Below are 25,957 nucleotides of genomic sequence, written 5' to 3' on the forward strand. Positions count from 1 at the left end.
TTCCCTACGCTTGGTATTGAAAATGGAGCAATAAATGGATGATCTTATAAGTATGCTGCTCAGAGTGTTTGGCAGAGTGTTTATGCTGCTACTTGAAATTAGATTAGTCGGGTGGTTTTTTTATACGGTTGGATATGCGGTTTCAAAAACGGTGACGTTGGGCAAATTTCCGGCTGGAAACGACGACTCAATGCGCATGAAAATAAGCTATCTAGGTCTGGCCATTATTATAGGTGTGCTGCTATTGGTCGGTATTTTCAATACATTCATATCGAGATAAGGGCAGGCCGAAAACAGGTTGTTTTAGAGCTCCTCCAACCTCAGGACAGTTTCACTGCGCTCAAGTATGGCTTACGTTTGTCTCACAGTAACGAGGCGTTAATTCATCGAATTTTAATTACGCGCTTTAAACTGCGTTTCCCCTTGGTTGCGCTTTTACCTTTTCTAATGTTTGACGATTTGTTTAGCCATGATAGATAGGGTGTGGAACACCAAACTCTGCTTTCCGAATAGCCAGACGTTCCAGACAGTTGCATCTCACGGTGTGACCGCTAGTATGATTTTTCTGGTGATTCTCCGCCGCGTTTAATGAGGCTGGCTTTAGCGAACACACAATGAAATTCTGCGACGAAATATTGGGGCCACCCGTTTTGGCTTACGCTCACGATTACACTCATGGTGATACAGAAGCCGCACACGAGCATCAGTGTGCGCAGTTTCTGCACGCGTTAAATGGCGTGATTCGGGTGGATACAGCCGCTGGAGCCTGGGTGGTGACGGCGAATAAAGGCATGTGGATTCCGGCTGGCGTTTCCCACAGCCTCAGAATTACGGGCAATGTCAAAGTGCGTACGCTGTTTGTCGATTCGATGGCACGAGCTGATTTGCCTAACACTTGCGTGTTGTCGGAAGTGCCGTCTTTACTGAAATATCTGATTGTTGAAGCGGTGTCTCTGCCCGATGAACGGATTGCCGGAACGCGGGAAGAGCGCATTTTTGAGCTGATTCTGGATGAGTTGCGCCGACTCAAACCAGTCGACTTTTATCTGCCAAATCCAAGTTCAGATGGGTTAATCACGCTGTGTGATCACGTGTCTGAACGCATTGCTCACCCTTGGACCGCGTCTGACGCGGCGAAATATTTGAGCCAAAGTGAACGCACCGTTTCGCGCAAATTTCAACAAGAGCTGGGGCTCACGTTCACCGAATGGCTGCGCCAGAAACGCTTGATTCACGCTCTCGAACTGTTAGCCAGCGGCCACAGTGTGCTCGACAGCGCGCTGGCCATTGGATACGACAGCCCGAGTGCGTTCAGCGCCATGTTTAAAAGCCGTATCGGGCTGTCTCCGAGCGAATATACGGCCTCAATGGCGCTCTAACTATTCTGTGTTTTGAGCAGGTTGGCGTAGGCATTCATCAAGGCTTGCAGCGATGCCTTGGTCGCATCCTCTTCAATCGCCACGCCAAAGTGATTCACATTCGACGATTGAGACTGAAGCTGAACGTAGGTCACCGCCTTGCTCTGCGTGTGCGAGCCGAGCGTGTGTTCGTGGTAATAGACGATGTTGCTCGCCACACCAAACTGCTTAGTGAGTGCGTTTAACATGGCTGAGAGTAAACCGTTGCCAACGCCAGAGCAGAATATCTCTTCCTCATTGAAACGCAGGCGGCTTTCAATACTCTGGCCCGCCAGTGTGGGTTGGCTCTGATAACTCATCAGGCACATCTCTGGCGATGGCGTTAATCCATAGGCTTGTCTGAAAAGCTGCCACAATTCGGCAAGCGAGATTTCGCGTCCGGTTTGATCAGTATGGCGTTTCACGCGTTGGCTTAAATCCACTTGCAGCATTTTGGGGAGCGACAAGCCGTGGTTCTCTTGCAGCAACCACGCTGCACCGCTTTTCCCCGACTGGCTGTTGACCCGAATCACCTCTTCGTAGTTGCAACCCAGATCCATGGGGTCGAGTGGTAAATAAGGGATCGACCAAACCGGTTGTGGCGCTTGGTGATGGCGGGCAAAGCCTTTTTTGATCGCGTCCTGATGCGAGCCGGAGAATGCAGTAAACACCAGTCGCCCGCCGTAGGGATGGCGAGGGTGGACGGGCAGCTCATTGCACTCTTCGACGACTTCTACCGTGCGTCGAATGTCTGAAAAGCGCAGTTGCGGATCGATGCCTTGTGAGTACAGATTGAGCGCAATCGTCACCAAATCGGCGTTGCCGGTCCGTTCGCCGTTGCCGAACAAGCAGCCTTCAATACGAGTGGCGCCTGCCAGCATGGCAAGCTCAGCACTGGCGACTCCGGTGCCGCGGTCATTGTGCGGATGTACGCTGATGGTGACAAACTGCAAGCAAGAGAAAGTACGAATGAAGTGCTCGATTTGATCGGCGAATACATTCGGCGTGTTGCACTCCACCGTGGTGGGCAAGTTAAGAATGAGCGGGCGCTGCTGGCTTGGTTGCCAGACAGCGGCAACGGCTTCGCAAATCTCCAGCGCAAATTCTGGCTCGGTGAAGTTGAACGTTTCTGGCGAGTATTCCAGTGTCCACTGCGTCTGCGGATGCGCGTCGCACAAGGCCTTAATCTGCCTCACCCCCTTGACGGCCAGTTCCAATGTGGCTTGCTTGTCTTGCTCGAACACCAGCTCACGAAAGAGCGGTGCGGTGGCATTGTATAAATGGATGATGGCTTTTGGCGCTCCGTTGAGCGCGGCGACGGTGCGCTCAATCAGATCCGTTCTCGATTGGGTGATGACCTGAATGGTGACGTCGTCTGGAATCAGGCGCTCTTCAATCAGGCAGCGCACAAAATCGAAATCGGTTTGTGATGCAGAAGGGAAAGCGACTTCGATCTCTTTGAATCCGCATTCAACCAAGTGGTGAAAGAACTTCAGTTTTCTCTCTTTATTCATCGGGTTGGCGAGAGCCTGATTGCCGTCACGCAGATCCGTGGAGCACCAACGCGGCGCCTGCGTCAGCACTTTTGAAGGCCAGGTTCGCTGCGGAAACGGAATGATCGCAGCCGGTCGGTATTTGTCTGCAGGGTTATCTAACATGATGAATTTGTCCGTGGGTAAGTAAATCGGACATTCATGCTAAATAAGCGCCGCCAGGATATCTGCGCAGAACTGGACAGGCATCGTCGTGAATTGGACAAAGTGCGACATTCAAATCAGCGAAGTCGGGCTCTCATTACGCGCAATCGATATTGAAACTGGCTGTTTGCTTGAGTCAAAGCGACGTCATCATTCCTTTAAGCATCTGTTTCATTTCCGCTCTGACTTCTTGTCCGCCAATCACGGCCAAAAGCAGCAGGCCACCCGGCACCAACACCACAATCAGCAGCGGCCTTAGCAGGTACGAAAAGCAAAACAAGCCTGGCAAAAATACAAACCATTGGCAGAGTGTCAGCATCACGGTCTTGAGCATCGTTATCATTATTTTCTCCAAATTATCGTTTTATTGAGCGTGCTCAATTTATAAATGAGCGTGCTCAGTTTGTCAATGTGAGTAGGGAAAGGTATGATGCAACGGCATGAAATGATGATGAGTGGATTATGGGTAAGCGAGAGCAAACGAGAGAGCGAATACTGGCAGCTGCGTGGCAACTATTTGAAACTCAGGGATATCAAGAAACCTCGACTCGCCAGATAGCGCGTCAGGCTGGCGTGGCGGATGGAACGGTTTTCAGTCACTTTGAGACTAAATTGGCCATACTGCGCGAAGGCGTCATGAATCAACTGGAGCGGTTGTCGCAACAAGGAGTCAATCAACCTTCGCAAGATATGTGTGAGCTGGCGATGCAGTTTGCTCGCACCTATTACGGCTACTATTTTGCTAACGTGAATTTGAGTCGTGCCCTGCTTAAAGAAGTGGTGTGGGACATGGACTACTACCAATCTTTCAATCAGGCGATTTTTGATACGGCCAATCTTCCGGCGGCGTTAGCCGAAAAAATGCCGGTGTTGCTTGATTGCTACTTCATGACTCTGATAACTCATCTGAGCAAGCCAGAGCCCAATCTTGAACTCGCGCTTCAAACATTAGAAAGCAAATACCAAAGCTTACTCAGTTGAACGAATGGGTTCGTCGCTTGGTGTGCGTTTTACCGTCCTGGACTTACGCAGACTCAGCCCGCCCTCCATCATCAATACGACGACGGCAAGCCAGATGGCGATGTAAGTTGGCCATTCGCCAGCGTAAATGCTTTCGCCGAGCAACAGTGCAACCAGCAGCAATAACACGGGTTCGACATAAACCAGCAAGCCAAATAGCGTTAGATTCAGATGCGGTGCCGACAGCGATTGAAAGGCCAGCGCCAGCGCACTGATAGCGCCCAACCCTAAGATAAGCCACAACAAATCCAGATTGACGCTCAATGCTTGCAACACATCGCCGCTGTGAAAAATGAAGTACAAGCTGAAAGGCAGGCTGAGCATCATGTCAAACCACAGGCCGCCAATGTGGTTGGTGTCGGTTTTGTAGCGCAGCCAAAAATAGATCGGATAACCTAAACAAACCATGAGCGTTGGCCATGACAATGTTTGAGAGATGGCCAGTTGGTTTATAACGCCGACCAATGCAAACAAACAAGCTAACTGCTGAAAGCGCGACATGCGGTCTTTAAACGCAAAGCGCCCGACCACCACCATGGTGATTGGCATAATGAAGTAACCCAGCGACACCGAAAGCCCGTAACCATTGACGGGTGCCCACATAAACAGCCACAACTGAATGCCAATCAGAAACGACGATACGATGCGTGACAACCAAAAAAAGCGCTCGGTTCGTAGTCGCTGAAACAACGTGGCGACCTGAGACCAATAGCCTCTTAGCAGGATGAACAGCGTGAGCAGTGGAAAGGTGAGCAGAATTCGCCAGCCATAAATTTCTTCGCCTTTCAGCTCTTGCAATAAAGCGGTGTAGGCGAACATCAGCGCAAAGAGGGCAGAGGCAATCACATTGAGGGTGACGCCTAATGGGGTGTGCATGGTTTTTTGCATGGTCACAAAAGGGTTATGAATAAAGTGAAGATATTTTATTGCGTCAGGCTTGATAAAGGCGCTCGAAATTCATAACGTGAGTGAGAAAATTTCTCACCGGAAGAGTCTGATGACGTTAGATAAATACGATTATGCATTGTTGGAATTGTTGCAGCGTAACTGCCAAACCCCGCTGCGCGAGTTGGCGGATGCGGTTTATTTGTCGACGGCTTCTGTTCAGCGGCGTATCCAAAAACTCAAAGACAATGGTTACATTCAAGCCAATGTAGCGGTGTTGGACCCGGACAAACTCAATCAGGTCATCACGATTGTGGTTGAAGTACAGGCAGAGAAAACGTATGCGCTCGATCTGGATGTTCTCAAGCGAAGTTTCTCCGGCCCAGAAGTTCAGCAGTGCTACTACGTTACCGGCAATGCTGATTTTGTCTTAGTGCTTGTGGTGCCCAATATGCAACGTTTTCAGGAGATTTGCGACAAGCTGTTTCACAGTAACCCCAACGTGAAATGGTTCAGAACCATGGTGGCGCTGGAGCGAGTGAAGGCGACGTTGGATGTACTGTAACTTGCCTTAGGTTGTTGGGGCAAAGAAGCTGGATCGAATAGGATATTAATTGTCTGAATTATTAATATTTGGCTATTTAAGTGTGATGTGTGTCGTTATTTAAGCTTCACTAATACATGGATATAATTAAATCTATCAATGCTTCTCATAAATAAGACAATGAATTAAGTTGATGAATTAGTTCAACTAAAATAAGCATTATTCGTATATAAATAGTTCCTCGCGAATTTGGCGCATTGACTTCCCCCTCCTTCGGGTTAGTTTTTACTTATGTCAGTCATAGGGCTTAGGAGTATTTGTAATGAGTGAAGGAAAAAGACTAAACGTACGATTACTTTCCGATGTATGCATGCAATCGAGATTATTAAAAGACGCATTAGAATCCAAATTGCCGGTTCGGATTGATGTTTCACCGTTTAGTGAAGTGTGGCAGCACGAGAATGATCCTGCGTGTCACGACGTCAAAATTATCATCATCGATTATTCATGCATTGAGAGCGAGACCCTCGGCGATTACTACACGTTTAAACAGATGACGTGCCCGGAGGCCAAAGAGGTGGTGATCAATTGCCCGCCAGAGGCTGAATCTAAGTCTTTGTTTAAGTGGCAAAAACTCTCTGGTGTGTTCTTCGCTGACGACGATATTGAAGCGTTAGTCAAAGGCATGAACAAGATTCTGGAAGACGAAATGTGGCTGACCCGTAAGTTGGCTCAGGAGTACATCATGCACTATCGCGCAGGTGCTCCGGCTGTGACGTCACAGGTCTACACTCGTTTGACTCGCCGTGAACAACAAATTATTAAACTGCTTGGCAGTGGTGCTTCAAATATTGAAATCGCCGATAAACTTTACGTGAGTGAAAACACCGTGAAGACTCACCTGCACAATGTATTTAAGAAAATAAATGCGAAGAACCGTCTGCAGGCGTTGATCTGGGCGAAGAGTAATATTGGCATGGAAGAAGTCAGCTAATAATAAAAACAGATCTTAGATAAATATGAAGGTCCGATGCCATACTAAAGTTTAGATTTATATTTATGAGTCAACGAAGGTTTATTTATTACAGAAAAGGCAGCTAAGGCTGCCTTTTTACTTTATTCGACAATTACCGCTGTACCACTGACGGACACCATTAACATGCCGTTGGTTTTTCCGAACGTTTCGTAATCCAGATCAATCCCGACAACGGCGTTCGCCCCAAGCTCTGTGGCGCGCACTTGCAACTCTTGTAGGGCAATGGTGCGTGCTTTTTGTAATTCATGCTCATACGTTGCTGAACGGCCACCCACGATATCGCGAATGCCAGCAAACAGATCTTTGAAAATATTGGCGCCTAAAATGGCTTCTCCGGCGATGACGCCGCAATAGCGCACGATACGTTTGCCTTCAACCTGAGGGGTGGTGGTGACGATCATTCCTGACTCCGTTATGTTTTAAGGTTTACGCGAGTTAGAAGTGTAAACCAGCCGAGAGTTCCGTGCAGCAATCGGGGCGGACAAAAAAAAAGCCTTCGCAGTGAGCGAAGGCTTATCGGAGCATAGGGGGATTTAATGCAATTCAGCCGGAATGTCGGCAATGTAAATGGCTGGCACACCTTCAAAATCACTGGTAAACAGCACGCCCTTATCACCCGGTGTGAAAGATGGGTGAGGGTGAGTGATTTGACGGTCACCATCGAGCACATCCCACGATGTACTGTGTTTGGCCAGCTTGGCGTAGTGCTTGGTTTTGGTGTTGAGGATGTAGAGGAACGGATCATTTTCGATGTCGTAACTTTCCGCGTCAGCCACATCCACTGGGGCATCACAGCCGTCACCCACCATCAGAGAGCCGTCGAAGTTACTCATCAGGTGTGAACATGGCGGCATCACCATTACCTCTTCGTTTTCCAGCGTGTCCGGGTTGGCTTTGTAAATCACGCGCTCGGTCATGCCTTTAAAGTAAGAAACATAAGCCATGGCGCTGCCATCCGGAATCCAGAACTCATGAGTGCACGATTCGCCCGGTGCGTGTTCTTTGATCTTGCGAACATTGCTGCCGTCTTCGTTCACCAGCCACATGCGTGCGTCGACCAAATCGTGCGGACCTTCATGGCAGAAGCCAATGGTGGAATCGTCAAACGGACGGTAAATCGGGTGGCCCAGCCACGCGTTGTCCTGATGGACTACATCCAGTTCACCAGTTTGAATATCGACTTTGATCAGGCGGCAGGTGGGTTTGGTGTGGTAAAACTCAGCAAACTTTTCCCACGAGGTCAGTGGCTGCCAGTCACGCTTGAGGATTTCAATACCGACCAGTTTCGTGCATTCGGAGTTCGCCACCCAGGTGCCGTAACCTTTCCACTCTTCATCGACGGTGTAAATGACCTGTTCTTCGAGTGTTTCGAGGTCCACTTTCATCAGGTTCAGTTCATTTTTGACGTAGAAGAAAGAACGATCATCGTCAGAGATGAAGCCGCCGAAGGTATTGTCACCTTTGCCTTCCGTAAGCTGCTTGGCCTGTTGTGTGTTCAGATCGACCAGGTAGTAGTTACGGGTTCCATCAAAGTCACCGGCAAACAGCAGTTTGCTGCCGTCTTTGGTAAAACACTTTTGATAGAAGTAGTTACGATGACAAATCACATCCGTTGGAGTCAGACGAGTCACTTTTACTTGGGTGTCGCTGTCGATGAATGATTCGAATGCCAGCTGAATTACATCACCTTTAGCCATAAATAATCTCCGCAAATGGCACTGCCAACCGACGAGGACTGGCAGTGAACGTTCAATTGAATCAGTTAGAAGAAATCACACTTTTTTTTACTACGGTGTCCAGCCCGGCGCTGCGTTTGAGAGCGTAGCCGACGAAAGCAATCACCGCCGCACAACCCAAGAACAGTAGTCGTCCCCACATTGGGTTCGGGATCAGAATCATCAGTGACAGACCCGCCGCCATGTACATCACCAAACTGCCCAGCTTGTTGCGCTGCATACGGTCAACGATGTCCTGACCTTCTTCGGCAACACACTCTGTGTCCACATCTTTGAAGAACTCGGCTGTTTGCGCTTTGTATGAGTCGTTCTCTTCTTTGTAGAACAGTGTGGTCAGGCAGAAGAAACCTGCGGTCAGGAACAGGTGCGCCGCAATCGTGATGATGGTGCGCATTTCGCCCGCTTCACGACGAGTCAGTTCATCGATACCAAACCAGCTTGCCACGTTTGCCGGGGTGAAGAATTCCACCACAGACCAAGAAACCAGCATACCGAATACAACCGTTGCCCATGGTGCCCATTTTGGCGTTTTGCGAATCAGGATACCCAGGAACAGCGGCACCAGAATCGGAGATTGCAGCAGCGTCGCAACTTGCATCATCAGATCAAACAGGCTCAGATGTTTCAGCGAGTTGAAGAACTGCGCCATGAAAATAACCAGCAGACCGTTCACCAGACACGCGATTTGCCCTGCGCGCAGCTGCTCTTTATCCGTTGCCTGACCTTTACGCATGATAGGTGCGTAGAAGCTGCGAACGAAGATGCCGGAGTTGCGGTTCAGTGCTGAATCCATCGAAGACATGGTGGCGGCGAACAGACCGGCCATCAGCAAACCCACGGTGCCTAGAGGCATGGTTTCACGTGCAAACACCAGGTAAACCGCATCACCCGCTTTCGCGCCCAGTTGCGAATACTGAGTTGCCGCATCAGGGTAAAGGATGGCAGAAGCCCAAGGTGGAATGAACCAAATCACCGCGCCAACCACCATCATACCCAGCGCTAACAGGGCAGCTTTGCTGGCGTTTTTCGAGTCTTTTGCGTTCAGGAAGCGGTAAGATTCCTGCATGTTGTTGATACTTTGCAGCTGTTTCACCACAAAGAAGATAAAGGTACACACCAGCAGTAGCGGATAGTTCATATCCGGACCCATGATGAAACCGCCAGGGAAGTTATTGACGATTTCGCTCGGGCCACCCACCACGTAGAGAGCAACCAGTGCACATGCGACAGAGATAACCGCAACCACCAGAGTCTGAATGAAGTCAGAAGCCACTACACCCCAGGCGCCACTCAGCAATGAAATTGCCAGTACAGCCAGGCCGGTAACCCAAATGGTCGTCACGATGTCGGCATCAAATACCGCAGAGGCAAACACACCCAGGCCGTTGAGCCATACCCCGGCGTTGATCACGCTCAGAGGAATGATCACCCAAGTGAAGAACTGCTCGTTGACGCCGCCAAAACGACGCTTCACGCCTTCGGTTGGGGTATCGACACGCATCTGACGGAAGCGGCGAGCAAAGTAGAAGTAAGCGAACACATACGCCACCATGTTACCGATAAAGACGGCGAGGACGGCGAAACCATCGCTGAACGCTTTACCGGCAGCACCGGTGAATGTCCAGGCAGAAAATTGAGTCATAAAGGCGGTCGCACCCACCATCCACCAGAGCATTTTACCGCCCCCGCGGAAGTAATCACTGGTACTGTTGCTGGCCATCTTTTTGAACAGCAAGCTGATTGCCACCATCAGGGCAAAATAGCCTGCAATGACAAGATAATCGTATTGCATGTTAAACCTCGAAACGCTGTTTTAATTTTCGATGATTATATGAGAATAACTTGAAATGGTATGTGATAAAAATCGAAACAATGGTTCAATTTTTATATTTTTAATGATTTAGTGATCTGAATCATAAACAGACCTTTCCAGTTTCTTGCCATAGTCAGCGCGCCTCCATATTGACTGAGAGCTTGTACCGCAACGCTTTAGCGTGATTAACTGACTGAAAAACTAACCGTTCTACGATAATCAGAAGTGATAAAAACAAGGCAGTTCGAGTGAAATGAGAGTGAGTCACAGCGGCTTCGGTATCATCAGCTCTTTGTTAAGAATACGCGAAGTCGTGTGCTTTGGTGTGCGAAAGTGATTAAAAACTGACGGCGTCCCGAGGCGCCGTCAGCTCAGAACGGGTTCAGTTATCCCGGCTGGTGAGATAGACGTTGAGCCAGCGGCGGCTGAGCATACGATATAAATAGAGGGCACCGCGCAGCCACCAGTCGGCAAACATACCGAGCCAGATCCCGTAGATGCCCAACTGCGCATAGATTCCCAACAGATAGCCGAGCACAATCCGGCATCCCCACATGCTGAGGATTGCCGTCCACATGCTGTACTTCACGTCTTTGGCGCCTTTAAACGCAGCAGGCAACACAAAGGAAGCCGCCCAAATCGGCATCATCAACGCATTGAGATAGATAAGGTTAACCACGACGTCAATCACCGCCGGGTCATCGGTGTAAATCGCGCCAATTTGGTGGGCAAATGGCACGGTGACAATGCCCAGCGCGATCAACGCTGCGGTCGCCAGCCAGAGGATCAGTTGCATTTCCAGCCGCGCGGTGCGGGTCTGGTTCTGACCAAGGCGTTTGCCAATCAGCACCGTCGCAGCCATAGCCAGCGCATTCCCGGGAATATTGACAAACAGCAGGACGGAAAACGTGACCACGTTTCCCGCCATGACGATCGTGCCCATGCCTGCGACCATGATTTGGGTAATGAGTTTGCCAATGTTAAACATCAGCGACTCGACGCTGGCAGGCACGCCGATGACCAAGATTTCTTTGAGGATTGAACGGCTGAACGGTTTGAGAAATTCATTGGCTGGCACGCGCAGCGAACCGTTGTGAGTGAGCACAAACAGAATCATTCCCGCCCCAATCCAGCGAGCCGCACTGATGCCAATCCCGGCGCCCAGCATCCCCAAGCCATTCCAGTGCAGCGCTTCAATGCCGTAAATCAACGGGTAGCTGATGACGATATTGAGGATGTTCATCAGTATATTGGTCGTTGCGGGCGAGCGTGAATTGCCCACGGCGCGCAAAATGCCACTGCCTGAGAGCGTGATCGCCAGTGCCGGATAGCTCAGCGCTATCATCTTGAGGTATTGATCGGCAAGCGCTATCACCTCTGGCTCCGCACCGTAGGCCACCACAGCCAGAATAGGCTCGGTAAACAGAAACATCGCCACGCAGCAGACCACACTGATCAACACGCCGAGGTTCATCACCTGACTGGCACCAAACAGCGCTTTTTGCCGATCCCGGCGACCAAAGGCCTGAGCAATCAATACCGAGCCGCCGAGTGCGATTGCCGTGAGTAGTGACAGAATAATGTAGGTCACGCTGTCGGTGATCCCCACCGCGGCGGTGGCATCTTTACCAATCCGGCTGACCAGAATGGTGCTTACGATCCCCATCAACACTACGCAGACCAATTCAACCAGAATCGGCCAGGTAAAAGGCAGAATACTACGCTGAATTAATACGCGGTGACGATAGCGTATACGCCAGCGTCGCACTGGCGTTTGGGAGCAAGGCGGTTCGGAGTCAGGCCTGGCAACCAGCTCGGTTTCTGAAGAAAAACGGTCAGACAAAATTCACTTCCATCAATAAAAGAGAACAGCATTCAGGCCGCTGAGGTCTGATTGTAAATGACGTCGTAGTCGTACACCGTTTTGATGGCATCACCAACCAGGCGCTCACCGTGCAGGTAACCACCTTTGGAAATCATCACAGGAATGTCGGCGTACCTTCCCTGATGCGCCGCTTCAAGAGCCAACAACGCGTAAGGCAGCGGATCATCAAGTCGAACATAACGGTGCAGCGGTCCGGGTAAGAAGAAGCCGGCATGATAGTGCTGGCGCAGCAGATTTTCTGCGACATCGTCGGCTAAACGCAGCAATCTTTCATCGTGACTGGCGGCGTGCAGCTCAAGGATTGCCATGAGCAGATAAGCCGACGCTAGCGTGGTCTGCTCAGCCACATGCGTTGCATGCAAAGTGGCGGCATCGAGCTCTCCCAAACCAAAGCGTTGCCACATGCGCACGGTGAGATCACGCAGCGTGGCGTCTTCACTTTGCAGGCTGGCGCGGATCAGCGTCAGCAGATAGGCGGGATCGGTCGGTTGTCTGGCCAACGTCGTGCCTTTATCACCATAGTAACCGTCGCGCACAAACGTATAACCAGTCATGTCTTCACCGCTGTTCCACATCGGAATCATTCGGTTGTGGGTTTCATCCCAGGCATGGGCAAAGTATGCCGTGATGCCGTCAATCGCCCACTGACGCATCTGCGGCTCATCCAGCAGCTTGGCGCATTCGAGGATGGCCAGCGGATTATCGACCACCACGGGCCAGCTGTCGCGAAACAGCACATTGGCTTCACGGGCAATCTCGCCAAATTCCGGGCCGAACTGACGTTTCGCCCGATCGCCAAACCAGGAGTAGGTCAGGGTGTCGTTGTCCGGGATCGGTTGGCGTTGCAATGGTGAAGAGAACTGATACACCGGCATGCCCGTTTGCGGGTGACGCGCCAAAACAAACTGCTGATAAAGATGCTTTGCCCAACGCTTGGCATGTTCATCCTGCGTGTAGTGGAAATAATGACTGGCGGCGTAAATCAGATCGGTGGCGGCGTTAACAAATGTCAGGCCAACCGTTTCGGGCAGTGCAGGCCAGAGCGCTGGGTCAACCACCGACTGGGGCTGGTGGCGGGCAAACAGATCGGGTGCAAAAGGCTGGCCGTACTCGCCGTGACGGCTGAGGTCGAGCTTTTCCCAATCGGAGACGTGCGCAGCCCAGAACCCTTTGAGAAAAGTTTCGGTTTTCGCCGGATTGACCTGATGTAAAAAGGCATAGAACGGAAAATGGTGTTTGAGTTCGTGTACGCACTCTTTGCTGGCCGGGCCTTCAATATTGCCGTTCTGCCAATGAATAAACCGATGGCCGCCCCAGTGAAACAGGCCGCTGGCATCATCGACATAATGATCGAGAAAATACGCGGTGATATGGCGTGCCTGCTGATCAAAGCCTGGGTCTTGAGTGAGGATGCTGAGCGCGGTCAGGCCACGCAGAAAATTCTGCTGGCTGGCGAAATTGCTCATCGGCACGCGCTGGCCATCCGGGTATGTCCAGTGCACTGGCTGCAAGGTGTGGATATCCAGTCCATCGGCCAGCAGCGGCGAGGTCGGAGAGGTCGCCAGTTGCAACAGGCGCTGATAGTAATCCATCAGTAAAGGGAGATGCGAATGTCGGGTGAAAGCCATAGTGCCACTCCATTTTAGTGTTCGGAAATAAGAGAATCCGCGTTGTCACCACGGATGATGAATTCGAGCGAATCGAACAGGGGTAAGCGGCTTGTGCAATGCGAGCGACTTACCCATGGCGACTCAAAACGTCTGCGCCACAAACTGCAAAAGCACCCCTGAAAAGAGGTGCTGATATCACGTGAACGCTTAGTTCATGCGCTTCAATACACGGTTACCGCGACGCAGGAAGTTTTTCGCGGCTTCTTCGACGCTGGACTGGCCGTAGTCAAGATGCTGCATCTCCTCGCTGAACAGTTCCATCAACTGCGCGTTGTCGGTGTAGGTGGTTGGCATGATTTTCTGAGGCAGCGCTTTCGCCTGCTGATAGCCAAGGAACGACAGGCTACTTGGGTCGATGTGGCCACTTTGTTGCAGCGTCGATAGGCCCGACTGACTCATTGGAATGCCGCGTGTCAGCCCTAGTGCTTCGATACCGTCAGGATCGTTGAGCAGGAAGTTCACCAGTTTCGCCGCTTCTTGCGGGTGTTTAGTGTTACGGCCGATAGAGAACATCATCGATGGGCGAGCCAGCAGACCAGCTTCTACCGCATTGTTTTCCATTGGGTAGGGACCTAACTCCAGCGACATCGGTGGCTGTAGGTTGTCGGCGTATTTCTCAACCGCGGTATCCCACATGTAGAGGCCGCCAAAACGACCGTCAATCCAAGGACGCATTTCGTACAGGTTACCCTTGCCGTAAGAAGCGAACTCTTTGGTTGATGGGAACACGTGGTTTTTAACCTGATCCACATACAACTGGAAGAATTCGGTCATCTCTTTGTCGCTGAACGCCAGCAGGTTGGTGTCGTGGCTGATGATGTCTTTGCCATGTTTCTGAATGAACAGCGAACGGTTCATCGCGAACACATCGCGCGCTTCAATCACCAGTGGGTAATAGCCGTCGCCGAGGTTTTGTTGGAACGCCTGACCCGCCTTCATCAGGTCATCCCAGGTTTTCGGATAGCCCACACCCGCTTTCGCCCAGATGTCTTTGTTGTAGTAGAACACGCGAGAAGTCATGCTCACCGGCAGACCGTTGATCTTGCCGTCGACGGTGGTCATGTTGATGGCTTGCTGCGGGAACTGAGCCACCTGCAACGCATCTTTGTTCTGGTTCATATCGTAAAAGCCACCGCCATCGCGGGAGAAGATGGGCAGCCAGTTCCAGTTGGTTTGCATCACATCCGGCTCAGTATTACCTGCAATTTGCGTGGTCAGACGCGACAAGTGACCATCCCAACCGGTGTATTCCCCTTTGACGACGATGTCCGGGTATTTCTCGTGGAATTTTTCCAGCGCTTTCAAGGTAGCTTGGTGGCGGGCATTGCCACCCCACCAGGACATACGCAGTTCAGTTTGCGCGTAGGCATTGGCAGCCATGCCACCGAGCGCGAGCGCAGTCAGCGTTGATAGCAGTGTTCTCTTCATGTTCATAGGGTTAGCCTCCAAGCTATTTTATTTTTTAGCGAGATGTTCTTTTCGGTTTCTTTATCGAAAATGTGTGCTTTGTTCATGTCTACCATGAAGGTCACACCGCGTTTCAATTCCATGTTGAGCTTGGCCTTCACATCGTCGATCGGCACACGAGCGGTGAACTCTTCTTTGCCGACACGGAAGTAGACAAACACTTCGTGGCCCATGTTTTCCATGCGAATCACATCACCGGTCAGCGCCTGCACGCCTTCGGGAATATCGTCGGTTAGCGCCAGTGTGATGTTGTCCGGGCGAATGCCGAGTACGGTTTTGTGATAACCAGTGGCTTTGATGCTGGCGGCTTTGTCCGCAGGCAGAGTGAGGTGTTGGCCTTCCAGCGACACCACTAATTCGCCGTCGATGTCATCCAGCGTGACGTCGCGCAGGTTCATTTCTGGTGCGCCGATGAAGCCAGCGACGAACATATTGACCGGGTTGTTGTACAGCGCTTCCGGCGTGTCGACTTGCATGATCTCACCGAGTTTCATCACGCAGATGCGATCGCCCATGGTCATGGCTTCGGTTTGGTCATGCGTGACGTACACCGCGGTCGCCGGACGGTTTTCTGCTTTCAGGTGTTTGTGCAGATCCGAAATACGCACACGCATGGAAGCACGAAGTTTGGCATCGAGGTTAGAAAGCGGTTCGTCGAACAGGAAGACGTCCGGCTTTTTCACGATAGCGCGGCCCACCGCCACACGTTGTGCCTGACCACCAGACAACTGGCGCGGCAAACGTTCAAGCAGCTCTTCGATCTCCAGGATCTTGGCGGCCTCATTCACACGTTGGTCGATTTCTGTCTTCGGCAGCTTTTGCAGCTTGAGGCCAAAGCCGAGGTTTTCGCGCACCGTCATGTGGGGGTACAGCGCGTAGTTCTGAAACACCATCGCGATGCCACGATCTTTCGGTGGCAGGTTGTTGACGATCTTGTTGCCGATGGTGACTTCGCCACCGGTGATGTTCTCTAAACCGGCCAGCATGCGCAGCGTGGTCGACTTGGCACAGCCCGACGGGCCGACGATCACCAGAAACTCTCCGTCACGAATGGTCAGATCGATGCCGTGCACGGCTTTGAATCCGTTGGAATAGACTTTTTCCAGTTTGTTGAATTTGACTTCAGCCATTGTTTTAACTCCAAAACTTGTTTAATTCCAAAATCAGCCTTTAATGCCGCTGCTGGTCACGCCTTCCACGAAATATTTCTGAGACATGAAGAACACGATGATCGATGGGATGATGGCGATCGATGCCATGGCCAGAATCTCGTTCCATCGCGCGCCTTCAGTGACGTCGATAGACATTTTCAGAGCCAGGGCAATCGGATACTTCTCGACGCTCGATACGTAGATCAATGGGCCAAGGAAGTCGTTCACCGACCACATGAACTGGAACAGCGCCACCGAGATGATGGCCGGGCGGATCACCGGAACCACGACGTACCACAACACCTGGAAAGAGTTACAGCCGTCAATCATCGCCGCTTCTTCCATGTCCGTTGGAACGCCGCGCAGGAACTGCACCAACATAAAGACGAAGAAACCTTGAGTGGCGAAGGCCAGTGGCAGATAGAGCGGCAGATAGCTGTCAAGCAGACCCATTTCACGGAACATCAGATATTGAGGAATCAGCAGTACCGACTGAGGCAGCAAAATGGTGGCGATCAAGGTCGCGAACCAGAACTTCTTCCACGGAATATCAAAGCGGGCAAAGGCGTAGGCGACGATCGTGGAGGAGACCACGGTAAAGAACACTTTGGGCAGCACATACAAGAAGGTGTTCATGATGTAGTGGCCGAAGGTAAACTCGGTACCGGTTTTCCAACCGTTGATGAATCCTTCCAGACTCCATTCGCTGGGAATCAGACTCATGGAAGAGAAGATTTCATGGTTGGGTTTCATCGCGGCAGAGAACATCCACAGCAAGGGATAGAGCATCATAATGCCGACGATGATCAACACGGTGTAGCGAATGGTGGCGTTGATCTTTTCACGGCGCAGTGTGCGTTCGTTCTCGACGTTACTGGCGCGGACTTCGCTGGCCTCGTTTTGAGCAGTGATGGTTGTAGACATGGTTATTTGCCTCCCTTGTCACCGGAATAAAACACCCAGTATTTTGATGAACGGAATGTGATGGCAGTGAAAATCGCCACGACAATAAACAGCGACCATGCCAGCGCGCTGCCGTAGCCCATGTCGAAGAACTTAAACGCGGTTTCGTAGATATAGAGTGAGATCAGATACGTCGACTTCATCGGGCCGCCGCCAGTAACGACGTAAGGCGCCGTGAACTCCTGGAAGGCCTGCGTGGTTTGCATGATGAAGTTGAAGAAAATGACCGGCGTGATCAATGGCACGGTCACTTTCATGAACATTTGCCACTTGCTGGCGCCGTCAATCAGTGCCGCTTCATACTGAGATTGCGGCACGTTCTGCAGCGCCGCGAGGAAGATCACCATCGCTGATCCGAACTGCCATGCTCGCAGCAGCGTGATCGAGAACAGAGCAAAAGAGGGTTCGCCAAGCCAGTTGACCGGGTCGATGCCAATAAAGCCCAGCATGCCGTTTAACACACCATCAATGGCAAACAGAGCGCGCCACAGAACGGCGATCGCAATGCTGCTGCCGAGTATCGACGGAATATAGTAAGCGGTGCGGAAAAAGCCGATGCCCTTGAGCTTAAAGTTCAGGATAAAGGCAATAAACAGCGCAAACGCCAGTTTGACTGGAATGGTCAAGAAAACGTACGCGAAGGTGACGCTCATTGATTTCCAGAATAAATCGTCCTCTGTGAGCATGTAACGATAGTTCTCGATGCCGACAAATTTGGGTGCGGTCATCAAGTCATAATCGGTAAAGCTCATCAAAAATGACGAAACAAAAGGAAAGGCGGTAAACACAATCAACCCTATGATGTAGGGAGACAGGTACGCCAATCCTAGCTTACGACTTTCATACATTTTCTCGTCCTCGTTAGTTTTTATTCACCGAAAAGTAGAAAGCATCGCTCCGAAGTCACTTCTCGGTTTCTGAGTTTATTAAACGCAGATAACTAGTTAACTTCCACTCGATGAATCTATAAGTGTGATCAAAAGATAATATTTTTAAATAAATTAAAATAAAAATGTGAAACAACGTTTCGTTTTGTTGTTGATGCATGGGTGTTCAGATGCGCATTTCAGAGTTATCGTTCAATCCTTGTGTAGAATGGTTTGTTTGCTCTGTATTTAACTGTTTGATTTAAAAGAATAAATGTAATAACTCGTTGTTGATGTTCAATAAATATCAAGTACTTAGTGTGTTTTCTTGGGGTGGTTTTTCTGCCTGAAGTGAGTTTAAATGCGTTGATTGAAATCAATGTAATCTTCATTTTTTGAGATTTTATTATTTTATCTTCTTCAGGTTTTTTACTTTTTCATGAGTTATTAATTGAGATGAATTTTATTTACTTATAAAAATAAACCACTATTTCAACTTTGATCACATATATTCTTGATTTTAGGTGGAACGTGGTTTCATTGATCACATTTTGTCTCTTTCTGGCTTTTCTATCGGAACTTGATTCATAAAATGAAACTGTAAATCCAATAAAACAAAACGGTGTTTCAATTATGAAAGTGAAAATTATAACTTCTGCCATCCTCATCGGACTGACTGCCACTGCGGCTCAGGCGACCAGCCTTAACCTCCGTCATGAATTTCAAGATGGCAAGGGCAAAGCCGAATCTCAGCACAAAGATCGTTTGCTGCTCGACCATCGCTTTGAGAACGGTATTGGCCTGAGCGCTGAAGTGAAGTGGGCAAACCCGAAAGGCGAAGGTTTTGATCTGGGTGAACTGCATGATGCCGGACATGAAGTCGTGGTGAGCTACAACTACAAAGTGACCGACACCTTTACGCTACAACCTGCTTATGGCGCTGATTCCAATACCAACGGCATTACTCACAAATTCAACCTGAAAGGGACGCAAAAACTCTCTGACGACTGGGATGTGGCGTTGCGTTACCGATATGGCGATGCCAACAAAACGGAAGATTCAGGCAAAGCAGACGGCCATTACCATCAGCTGAACCTGACCAGTGGCTACAAAGCGGGCGACTTCAAATTCGGTCTGGATGTGGAATACAAGTTCGAGCAATCCTCAAGCTCTGGCTACAAAGGCGATGAAAACTACCTCAACCTGGTGAGTGTATCGACCGAATACAACGGTCTGGAAAGCGGTTGGCGTCCATTTGCCGAGTTCGCAATGGTATCGGTTGATGCGGGCAGCGCGGAAGGTAAAGACGATTACGCGCCTCGTTACCGTGTCGGTCTGAAATACAGCTTCTAAATTCAACGTCCTCACTGTCCACTGTATTCCAAGGCTGACCCGGAAGGATCCGAGTCAGCCTTTTGCTTTTCGAAGGTATTGTCATGAAAAAAACACCCATTGCTTTGTGTCTGGCGTCCGCGTTTGCGCTGACCGCCTGCTCTTCTCAGGTTACTCATCTCGACGGCAGTCAGGCGGTATGGCAGGCGATCACATTTGGCCAGTCTACCGATCTTAACTTCGGCTCCACCATCCTGCCGGAAAAAGTCGGCCTCAATCACGTGGTGGCCAACGGGCAAGCCGTACAACCGGGATTGGTCGCCTCGCAGTTCACCATTGAAAGCCGTGGCGGCAAGATCGCCAACTCCCATGAAGGCGGTACTTTCTATTACACCCAATTACCGACGAACGTGAACTTCACTTTATCGGCCAATGTGACGATTGATCAGCTTGGCCCGGAAACCGGATCTTCGCCTAACCGTCAGGAAGGGGCGGGTCTGATGGTGCGTGATATTGTTGGCGAAGCGCGCCTCGACCCTCAGCCACAAGGGCTGGAAGAGTTTCCGGCTGCCTCGAACATGGTGATGAACCTGATCCGTGCCAATAAGAAAGAACACAATGGGCTGGTCAATGTCGATGCGACGTACCGCGAAGGCATTTATCAGCCGTGGGGAACGGCGGGCAACCGCATGAGCCACGACGAATTTGTCAAAGGCGTCGAGTTTGGCCCGGGCAAAACGTATCACATGACGCTGACCCGCACCGACAGCGGATATTGGGTCAGCTACGACGATGGTGTGGTGAAACAAACTCAGGAAGTCAGCGGCGCCAATGCCAACCTGGTGCAAATGCAGGATGGCAAACATCAGTACGTCGGCTTTTTTGCCTCACGTAATGCCAAAATGACCGTGAGCGATGTCGAGCTGACACTGTCTAAAGCCAACACGGTTGAGGCTCCGCGTTATCACGCAAAACTCGACAACCCAGTTCTACAGCAAGCTTCGGCGGATCGCTCACCAATCGAGAATTACACTGTTCAGGCGCGTGCTAACTACAGCGGCACATTCAGTGTGGCACAAAATGGTCTGTGGTTAGCGGATAAACAGGCAGTATCAGCCGGCGAGATGTTTGGTTTTCCAACCACACTGACTCAAGCCAACACGCAATTTGACGTCACCTTCACGCCGATTGAAGGGCCGAGCCTACAACCGCTGAGCTACCAATATCAGGTAGAGAAAGTGGCGCTCGCCAATCCGATGGAAATTCGTGTTAACCCGAACGGCAGCAACGGGCGTATGACACTGGACGCGGCAGTCGAACTGCTTCCTCCGGGTGGTACCATTGTGTTGGAAGATGGCGATTACCCAGGTCTGACTCTGCCCGTTTCTGCCAGCGGTACGCCAGAGGCGATGAAAACGCTGAAAACGGCAGGCGATAAGGTGCGTTTTACGGGCGATTACCTGCATGAAGCCAGCTACTGGAATGTGTCGAACATTGAAGTCGCCGGTGCCCGCGTCATCGTGCACGGCAGCCACAACCAGTTCTCACACATGGTGACGCATAGCGCGCCGGATACGGGCTTCCAAATCTCGTCACCGGAGAAAATTGGCCGTGCACTGTGGGCGAGTTACAACACCGTGACGGACAGTGAAAGCTTCAACAACATGGATAAGTCGCAGATCAACGCTGACGGTTTCGCCGCCAAAATGAGGATTGGTGATGGCAACACCTTCATTCGCTGTATCTCGCATCACAACATTGATGATGGCTGGGATTTGTTCAACAAAGTGGAAGATGGCGCCAACGGCGTGGTCACCATTCTGGATTCGATTTCTTACATGAACGGCCAGACAATGGACGTGGCGGCCAAAGGCGGAACGCGCGGTAACGGTTTCAAACTGGGAGGAGAAGGCTTGCCAGTTGCGCACATCGTGAAAAATAACCTGGCGTTTCGCAACAATATGGATGGGTTTACCGACAACTTTAACCCGGGCTCGCTGACGCTGGAAAACAACGTGGCGATTGATAACGTGCGCTTTAACTACCTGTTCCGTAAGAGCCCTTACGAAGCGGCAGGAAAACAAGGTTCATTCATCAATAACCAGTCATACCGTTTTTCTGTTGCCAGTCAGTACAGCGACGTGGTCAACGGTGAAACGCTGCGCGGAAACCGCTTCATCGTCAATGGTGTCACTACGGACGAGCAGGGACAAGCGGTGGATCTGCAAACACTTGAGGCTTTGAAATCAGCGGTACAACTCGCAGAGAAAGACGCACCGCCGAGTCAAGCTCAGGTCGTACATATTCGGGAAACCTTAAACATGGACTAACTGTCCTTTTGGGGCTTACTTCTGTCGGGGTAAGCCCCCTTTTTCTTTTCCCATTTACTCTTCATTTCAGCTCTCATGCTCAGGTTCATCTGAGCGGTGAGACATTCCCACCAAAGAAATGATGCCATTGACTCAAGGTGCCGGCAGACGGCCCGGGCTCTCAATCCGCTGGTGGGGCAGATTTGTGAAACCAGTCGGCGAATCAGTGCGCATTTTGTCAGTGTCGCAGGCGAGGCAGCGACTTAACAGATGGCAATATCAGCGCGCGCGCTGGATCAACAGGTAGCCTATTTCCACTGATGCCAAGGAGAGAATCATGTTGAGCCGACACTATGATGCGGTGGTCGCCTTGGATGGCAGTGGCGACTTTGGGGCCATTCAACAAGCGATAGACGCGGTGCCTTACGGCAAAACGCCGCACGCAATCTTTGTACGCCGAGGGGTCTATCACGAACGGCTGACGATCCGTCGGCCACATCTCACTCTGATCGGAGAAGGGCGCGACAGTACCGTAATTCGCGCCGCCACCGCCAATGGCATGTTGGACGCGAATGGCGTTCGCATCAGTACCGCGGGCAGCCGCACCGTGTATGTGGATGCGCCGGACTTCTGCGCGCACGCTTTGACGATCGAAAACAGTTTTGATTTTCGTGCCAATCAGGCCAAACACGAGGGCGATCCCAGCCGCATCATCAATACTCAGGCGGTCGCCTTAATGGTTGGCCGAGCAGCCGATCGCGCCTATTTTCGGGATGTGGCGCTGAGCAGTTTTCAGGACACCCTGTATCTGCGCGGTGGCCGCAGCGTATTTGAACACTGCCATATCAGCGGAACGGTGGATTTCATCTTCGGTCAGGGCATCGGCCTGTTCAAACAGTGTCAGATATTGGCTCGTCGCCGGGACGATGTCGCCGAAGGCGAATGGGGATATATCACCGCGCCATCAACGCCGATAACCCAGCGCTTCGGACTGGTGTTTAAAGCGTGCCGTCTGGAGAAAGAGCCCGGTGTTCCCGCGGGCAGTTACGCGCTGGGCCGCCCCTGGCATCCGACGACCACGTTTGGCGATGGGCGATATGCCGATCCTAATGCCATTGGCCACGCGGCGTTTCTGCATTGCCAAATGGGCGATCATATCTATGGCTGGGACAAGATGAGCGGGCGGGATATTCGTCAGCAACTGATTTGGTTTCACCCCCGAGACTCACGCTTTTGGGAATACGCCAATCAGGGCTGCGGCGCTGGCATCACTCCGGCGCGGCCGCAACTGAGCGAGGTAGCGTCGGTTTGTTACGATGACATCAGCATACTGGATGGTTGGGACTTTACTCGCGTAGCGCGCGGATAAAAAAAGGCCCATACCGAAGTATGGGCAAACACCTATGCGTTCTGACAATGGGCCGGCAGGCATGGACGGACTGCCGGCTCAAAACCAGTCTTTGTTGCAGGATAACAAATCAAGGTCGAGAGGTTTGATCTCGAAAAAGGATCGGTAATCGTTAAGCGATGATGCCAGCGACTTCTTTGACCAACACAGCCAGTTCGTCCCATTTTTCATTGTCGATAAGATCGTTGGGCACCATCCAGGTTCCGCCACACGCCAGCACCGCTGGAATAGCGAGGTAGTTCTTCACGTTGCTCGGGCTCACGCCGCCGGTTGGCATAAAGCTGACCGGGTAAACAGCCGTCAGGGCTTTAAGCATAGCGATACCGCCAGACGGCTCAGCCGGGAAGAATTTCAGCGTATCCAGACCCATTTCCATCGCTTGTTCCACCAGGCTTGGATTGTTGACGCCAGGGACGATGGTCACGCCGCGCTGCTGACAGTATTTCACTGTGGTCGGGTTAAAGCCCGGGCTGACCACAAAGTCGACACCCGCTTCAATCGCCTGATCAACCTGAGCTGTAGTCAGTACGGTGCCTGCGCCAATCAGCATGTCCGGAAATGCTTCGCGCATGTTTTTCATGGCCAGCGCTGCTTGCTCAGTACGGAAAGTCACTTCCGCACAAGGCAGGCCGTTTTCAATCAGCACTTCGGCCAGTTTGACAGCTTTGTTTGCGTCTTTGATTGCAATCACCGGAACGACTTTAATGTCGCGCAGTTGCTCGTTAAGAGTTTTCATTTTTCCATCCTTAAATTAGAGGCATGACATCGCGTGGAATAATTGCCCCACGATGTTGAATAACGGTGCCCGCCAGAGCGTGACCAGAAACCGCGGAGTCGACGGTACTGCCACCAGTGAGGCGTTTGGCCAGATAACCGGCGCTGAATGAGTCACCGGCGGCGGTGGTGTCTACCACTTTGCTCACTTTGATGGCCGGTACGGCGATAAAATCATCAGACGTCACGACAAAGCATTCGTCCGCGCCACGCTTCATCACGATCTCTTTGACGCCAAAACCTTGCGTGCGCTCGATTGCCTGCTGTTCCGCGCTGTCGCCATAAAGCATCACTTCATCGTCAAAGGTCAGAAATGCGATATCCGTTAAGCGCAGAATACTGGCGTACATGTCGCGCGCAGCCTGGGCAGATTCCCACAGGGCAGGACGGTAGTTGTTGTCGAAGGCGATGGTCACGCCATCTTTGCGACACAGTGTGAGCAGCTCAACCAATTTTTCACGGCAATCAGCGGGTAAAATCGCCAGGCTGATGCCACTGAGGTAAACCACCTGATGTTGGCTGAACTTTTCTGCCAGGCTCAAAAGCGGGCTTTCGCGCAGCCAGTACTTCGCCGCCGAGTCGTTACGCCAGTAGTAGAAACTGCGTTCACCATCCGGCGCGGTTTCAATCGCGTAGATACCCGGCAGTTTGCTGTCGGAGATCTGCACCAGATCGGTGTTGATCCCTTCCTGCTGCCAGCTGGTCAACATCTGTTTGCTGAACGGATCTTTCCCCAATCCGGTCACATAAGAGGTGGTGATGCCGTGTTGCTGTGTCAGGCGAGACAGATAGAGCGCAGTATTCAGTGTATCGCCACCAAAACTCTGCTTGAGCTGATCGTCGGCTTTTTGCAATTCCACCATGCATTCGCCGATGACCGCGACTCGATTCACCTTCATAGGAGTACTCCTCAAAATAATCTGACGCCATTATGGCAATAAAAAAACCATGAAACAATAAATTTAAAACGATGGTTCATTTAAATTGTGAATTGGGTCTTTATTTGAGTTTTTGCGTGTGAAGTGAAAGAGCCAAAATCGGCACGCACTCTGCGTGCCACTTGATGCCGGAGTTATCGAATGGAAGCGGGGGCGTACAAACTCTGCACCCAACTGTCGAGTAGCTGTAGCCAGTGTTTGGCGGGCAGGTGCTGGACACCGCGCAGGCCAAAGCCGTGGCCGCCGCGGGCAAAAATGTGCAGCTCGGTCGGGACATGGTGTGCTTTGAGCGCCTGCCAGAAGACCAGGCTGTTGTCGGCTTTGACGGCGTTATCATCGCTGGCGTGCATCAGAAAGCAGGGTGGTGTATCCGGGCTCACCTGAGTGTGCAGCGAATAGTGCTGACGAGTCGTTGTATCCGGATCGTCGCCCATCAGTTCATAACGGGAACCGTCGTGGCCGATCTCTTCATCCATGCTGATCACCGGATACATCAGCGCTGCAAAATCCGGGCGTGGTGAAAGCAAATCGGCAGAATCCTGTAAAGGGTAAACCGCTTGATGGTGATGCACCACCAGTGTGCCCGCGGCGTGTCCGCCGGCTGAAAAACCAATGATGCCGATATGACGAAGTGCCCAGCGCTGAGCATGAGCCCGAATCAGTCTGATGGCGCGCTGAGCATCCGCCAGCGGCGCGTGCACGCCCTCCGCATGGCCATCGCCCGGCATACGATAGGTCATGACAAACACGGTATAACCTTTCTCGCTCATCGCGATGGCGGTGTCCATGCCTTCTTTGTCAAAGGCTACGCGCTGATAGCTGCCACCGGGTAGGACCAAAAGACCGATGCCGTTGGGGTGCTCAGGTTCAACCACCACCATTTCTGGCCGGGTAATCTGAGAAATTTCGCGGTCGCGCACCACTTCATCACTGCTGCGGTCGCTGAAACGAGGCGCAAGGTCGGGGACGGGCTGGGTCGATGGCCAGAGCGGAATGACTGTGTGGCCGGGGAACCACTGTGTGAGAGAAGTAAACGAAACGTCAGTCATATCAAATCCTTGAAGCA

Annotated in this window: 23 protein-coding genes; 8 read left to right on the top strand and 15 right to left on the bottom strand. The window is 51.4% G+C overall.

Features of this window, described 5'->3' with window-relative positions; translation table 11 throughout:
• Positions 1 to 34 precede the first annotated feature (34 nt).
• Both JIG40_RS08270 and JIG40_RS08275 read left to right on the top strand, forming a co-directional pair.
• Complete coding sequence (locus tag JIG40_RS08270; RefSeq protein ID WP_038127584.1) at positions 35 to 280, top strand: hypothetical protein; 246 nt, start codon at positions 35 to 37, stop codon at positions 278 to 280.
• A 334-nt stretch (positions 281 to 614) separates the two neighbouring features.
• On the top strand, positions 615 to 1,379 hold the full coding sequence (locus JIG40_RS08275) for a helix-turn-helix transcriptional regulator (protein WP_199465130.1): 765 nt from the start codon (positions 615 to 617) through the stop codon (positions 1,377 to 1,379).
• On the opposite strand, the gene leuA is transcribed toward JIG40_RS08275, so the two are convergent.
• Positions 1,376 to 3,055, bottom strand: coding sequence for a 2-isopropylmalate synthase (gene leuA, locus JIG40_RS08280; protein ID WP_199465131.1), 1,680 nt, complete (start codon positions 3,053 to 3,055; stop codon positions 1,376 to 1,378). The two genes, JIG40_RS08275 and leuA, sit on opposite strands and share 4 nt — an antisense overlap.
• A gap of 175 nt (positions 3,056 to 3,230) precedes the next feature.
• Complete coding sequence (locus tag JIG40_RS08285) at positions 3,231 to 3,437, bottom strand: hypothetical protein (RefSeq protein WP_032080933.1); 207 nt, start codon at positions 3,435 to 3,437, stop codon at positions 3,231 to 3,233.
• A 119-nt stretch (positions 3,438 to 3,556) separates the two neighbouring features.
• On the opposite strand from JIG40_RS08285, the gene JIG40_RS08290 reads away from it, so the two are divergent.
• The gene (locus tag JIG40_RS08290; protein ID WP_172558512.1) at positions 3,557 to 4,075 is read left to right on the top strand and encodes a TetR/AcrR family transcriptional regulator; all 519 of its coding nucleotides are present in this window, start codon (positions 3,557 to 3,559) and stop codon (positions 4,073 to 4,075) included.
• On the opposite strand, the gene rarD is transcribed toward JIG40_RS08290, so the two are convergent.
• Positions 4,064 to 4,990, bottom strand: a complete 927-nt coding sequence (gene rarD, locus JIG40_RS08295) for an EamA family transporter RarD (protein ID WP_244662649.1) — start codon at positions 4,988 to 4,990, stop codon at positions 4,064 to 4,066. The two genes, JIG40_RS08290 and rarD, sit on opposite strands and share 12 nt — an antisense overlap.
• Before the next feature lie 121 nt (positions 4,991 to 5,111).
• Here rarD and JIG40_RS08300 point away from each other — a divergent pair, with 121 nt between their 5' ends.
• Both JIG40_RS08300 and JIG40_RS08305 read left to right on the top strand, forming a co-directional pair.
• Positions 5,112 to 5,564, top strand: coding sequence for an Lrp/AsnC family transcriptional regulator (locus JIG40_RS08300; protein WP_199465133.1), 453 nt, complete (start codon positions 5,112 to 5,114; stop codon positions 5,562 to 5,564).
• A 301-nt stretch (positions 5,565 to 5,865) separates the two neighbouring features.
• The gene (locus tag JIG40_RS08305) at positions 5,866 to 6,537 is read left to right on the top strand and encodes a LuxR C-terminal-related transcriptional regulator (RefSeq protein WP_024375010.1); all 672 of its coding nucleotides are present in this window, start codon (positions 5,866 to 5,868) and stop codon (positions 6,535 to 6,537) included.
• A 122-nt stretch (positions 6,538 to 6,659) separates the two neighbouring features.
• Here JIG40_RS08305 and JIG40_RS08310 read toward each other — a convergent pair whose 3' ends face one another.
• The 9 genes from JIG40_RS08310 to JIG40_RS08350 form a co-directional block, all read right to left on the bottom strand.
• A complete protein-coding gene (locus tag JIG40_RS08310; protein WP_158148597.1) occupies positions 6,660 to 6,980 on the bottom strand; it encodes a heavy metal-binding domain-containing protein in 321 nt (106 codons plus the stop codon).
• Positions 6,981 to 7,112: 132 nt separating this feature from the next.
• The gene (locus tag JIG40_RS08315; protein ID WP_199465134.1) at positions 7,113 to 8,276 is read right to left on the bottom strand and encodes an oligogalacturonate lyase family protein; all 1,164 of its coding nucleotides are present in this window, start codon (positions 8,274 to 8,276) and stop codon (positions 7,113 to 7,115) included.
• A 61-nt stretch (positions 8,277 to 8,337) separates the two neighbouring features.
• Entirely contained in the window at positions 8,338 to 10,107 is a 1,770-nt protein-coding gene (locus JIG40_RS08320; RefSeq protein ID WP_020328916.1) for a sodium:solute symporter family protein, read from the bottom strand.
• A 403-nt stretch (positions 10,108 to 10,510) separates the two neighbouring features.
• Positions 10,511 to 11,971: an EmmdR/YeeO family multidrug/toxin efflux MATE transporter gene (locus JIG40_RS08325; protein WP_244662650.1), complete on the bottom strand. Its 1,461-nt coding sequence runs from the start codon at positions 11,969 to 11,971 to the stop codon at positions 10,511 to 10,513.
• A 32-nt stretch (positions 11,972 to 12,003) separates the two neighbouring features.
• Positions 12,004 to 13,641, bottom strand: coding sequence for a pectate lyase (locus JIG40_RS08330; protein WP_199465135.1), 1,638 nt, complete (start codon positions 13,639 to 13,641; stop codon positions 12,004 to 12,006).
• Positions 13,642 to 13,830: 189 nt separating this feature from the next.
• On the bottom strand, positions 13,831 to 15,117 hold the full coding sequence (locus JIG40_RS08335; protein ID WP_199465136.1) for an ABC transporter substrate-binding protein: 1,287 nt from the start codon (positions 15,115 to 15,117) through the stop codon (positions 13,831 to 13,833).
• Positions 15,114 to 16,280 (bottom strand): sn-glycerol-3-phosphate ABC transporter ATP-binding protein UgpC, encoded by a 1,167-nt coding sequence (ugpC, locus tag JIG40_RS08340; protein WP_199465137.1) that lies wholly within the window; start codon positions 16,278 to 16,280, stop codon positions 15,114 to 15,116. The genes JIG40_RS08335 and ugpC overlap by 4 nt, the downstream gene beginning before the upstream one ends.
• A gap of 33 nt (positions 16,281 to 16,313) precedes the next feature.
• A complete protein-coding gene (locus JIG40_RS08345; RefSeq protein ID WP_020328922.1) occupies positions 16,314 to 17,225 on the bottom strand; it encodes a carbohydrate ABC transporter permease in 912 nt (303 codons plus the stop codon).
• A gap of 2 nt (positions 17,226 to 17,227) precedes the next feature.
• Complete coding sequence (locus JIG40_RS08350) at positions 17,228 to 18,112, bottom strand: sugar ABC transporter permease (RefSeq protein WP_020328923.1); 885 nt, start codon at positions 18,110 to 18,112, stop codon at positions 17,228 to 17,230.
• 651 nt (positions 18,113 to 18,763) lie between these two features.
• Here JIG40_RS08350 and JIG40_RS08355 point away from each other — a divergent pair.
• The 3 genes from JIG40_RS08355 (at position 18,764) to JIG40_RS08365 (ending at position 23,140) form a co-directional block, all read left to right on the top strand.
• Positions 18,764 to 19,483, top strand: a complete 720-nt coding sequence (locus JIG40_RS08355; RefSeq protein WP_199465138.1) for an oligogalacturonate-specific porin KdgM family protein — start codon at positions 18,764 to 18,766, stop codon at positions 19,481 to 19,483.
• Between the two features lie 83 nt (positions 19,484 to 19,566).
• Positions 19,567 to 21,792, top strand: coding sequence for an exopolygalacturonate lyase (locus JIG40_RS08360; protein WP_199465139.1), 2,226 nt, complete (start codon positions 19,567 to 19,569; stop codon positions 21,790 to 21,792).
• Between the two features lie 316 nt (positions 21,793 to 22,108).
• Positions 22,109 to 23,140 carry a pectinesterase family protein gene (locus JIG40_RS08365; protein WP_199465140.1) on the top strand — a complete coding sequence of 344 codons (1,032 nt, stop codon included), beginning with the start codon at positions 22,109 to 22,111 and terminating at the stop codon, positions 23,138 to 23,140.
• Positions 23,141 to 23,291: 151 nt separating this feature from the next.
• Here the strand turns inward: JIG40_RS08365 and JIG40_RS08370 are convergent, their stop codons facing one another.
• The 3 genes from JIG40_RS08370 to JIG40_RS08380 form a co-directional block, all read right to left on the bottom strand.
• Complete coding sequence (locus JIG40_RS08370) at positions 23,292 to 23,915, bottom strand: bifunctional 4-hydroxy-2-oxoglutarate aldolase/2-dehydro-3-deoxy-phosphogluconate aldolase (protein ID WP_199465141.1); 624 nt, start codon at positions 23,913 to 23,915, stop codon at positions 23,292 to 23,294.
• 10 nt (positions 23,916 to 23,925) lie between these two features.
• Positions 23,926 to 24,852, bottom strand: a complete 927-nt coding sequence (locus JIG40_RS08375; protein ID WP_199465142.1) for a sugar kinase — start codon at positions 24,850 to 24,852, stop codon at positions 23,926 to 23,928.
• Positions 24,853 to 25,025: 173 nt separating this feature from the next.
• Positions 25,026 to 25,940: an alpha/beta hydrolase gene (locus JIG40_RS08380; protein WP_199465143.1), complete on the bottom strand. Its 915-nt coding sequence runs from the start codon at positions 25,938 to 25,940 to the stop codon at positions 25,026 to 25,028.
• Between the last annotated feature and the right edge of the window lie 17 nt (positions 25,941 to 25,957).

The sequence above is a fragment of the Vibrio sp. bablab_jr001 genome, assembly GCF_016464285.1.
In the GTDB taxonomy this organism is placed as follows: domain Bacteria; phylum Pseudomonadota; class Gammaproteobacteria; order Enterobacterales; family Vibrionaceae; genus Vibrio; species Vibrio fluvialis.